This window comes from Cognatishimia sp. MH4019 (assembly GCF_020177595.1).
Classification (GTDB): domain Bacteria; phylum Pseudomonadota; class Alphaproteobacteria; order Rhodobacterales; family Rhodobacteraceae; genus JAHTBL01.
Genome location: NZ_JAHTBL010000025.1, coordinates 1 through 1,315 on the forward strand (window position 1 = coordinate 1; position 1,315 = coordinate 1,315).

Genomic DNA, 1,315 nt, shown 5'->3' on the forward strand with positions numbered 1-1,315 from the left:
CTGGCAAAGCTCAAGCCGATGGACCCAGCCTTTGAGTAAGAGCGCGGTCCTACTTCGGACATCCCAGTAAATTAACGCGATGACGCAAACCAAAGCGTCAGAAAAGAAGAGTTTTTCAACAAAATCAATCCAAACCGTTCTTTCGCTGCCTGGCCAAGCAACCATCGAGATGCGTGGACAACCGGCCATTCATCAATCTATATTGAACATCCGTTTTCAGTGACTCAGCTTTTTGCGGCTCACGCAGCAACTGGTTTCGTACATCGACCACCAGGCACCTGTGCGGACGCTAACGTGCGACCATCCATAGTTTGGCGATGACCGCGCACCAAACTCCTAAAACCTGTCTCAGATTAGCTTGCGCATCATGCATCGGCTGATCCGGCGTGTTATCAACGCTCAAAATATCTTGTGACCAAGCGGCTCCTCGAGGAACGCCGTATTGTGCTCTGACAGTGCCAACAGGAAGAAGAAATGCCGCAACATGTGACCCGGCCAAACTCACAACTTTTGATCGGATCTGCGGTAGTCGCGGTTGCAGGCACTATCGCCATGGTCCTGGGGAACATCATCGGCAGCATGGTGGTGCCAAACCATGATTGGGTTGCGGATACGGTCAGCGACCTGGCTGCCGGAAAATATGAGATCATCCAGGATGTGGCCCTCTATGGCTTTGCCGGTGCACTGGTCGCCTGTGCGTTGGCAGCCGCGCACCTCCATCTCGATGGCGCACGATGGAACATTGGTATCGCCTGCCTCGCGTTGCTGGCGATGTGCGTGGTCGTCATCGGCGCGCGCAATGAATATGGCGACAATGACAACGAGGGCATCGTGATCCACATTTATGTTGTCTATGTCATCGGGGCGCTATTTGCAGCGCTGTTTCTAACGATGGGGCGGGGGCTGGGAAAAATCGCGCGGCGGTATGGTGTGATGAGTTACTTTTGCGCGGCGCTCTGGATCGTTGGCGCCCCGATCTTCTTTTTCATGCCGACGGGATACGATGGTGCCTATGAGCGGGGGCTTGGGATCATTTCGGTGGTCTGGGTGATTGCCTTCTCTTGGATGCTTTTCTCGGTTGCCAGGGGCCGCGAAAACACTCCAACGCAGGGTTGAGGACGGCCATATGTTTTTTGATCATGCATTAATCGATGCCATAGCCAAAGGCCTGCTGCTCAGCGCAGTTGGATTGGGCTGATTTTGTTGAAAAACTCTTCTTTTCTGACGCTTTGGTTTGCGTCATCGCGTTAATTTACTGGGATGTCCGAAGTAGGACCGCGCTCTTACTCAAAGGCTGGGTCCATCGGCTTGAGCT

Annotated in this window: 2 protein-coding genes; one reads left to right on the forward strand and one right to left on the reverse strand. The window is 53.5% G+C overall.

Annotation, left to right across the window (positions count from 1 at the left end; all coding sequences use genetic code 11):
• Positions 1–189, reverse strand: a 189-nt coding sequence (locus KUW67_RS18305; RefSeq protein ID WP_224826783.1) for a hypothetical protein, incomplete at its 3' end; no start/stop codon positions are given.
• Positions 190–474: 285 nt separating this feature from the next.
• Here KUW67_RS18305 and KUW67_RS18310 point away from each other — a divergent pair.
• Positions 475–1,116, forward strand: a complete 642-nt coding sequence (locus KUW67_RS18310; protein ID WP_224826784.1) for a DUF998 domain-containing protein — start codon at positions 475–477, stop codon at positions 1,114–1,116.
• Positions 1,117–1,315 lie beyond the last annotated feature (199 nt).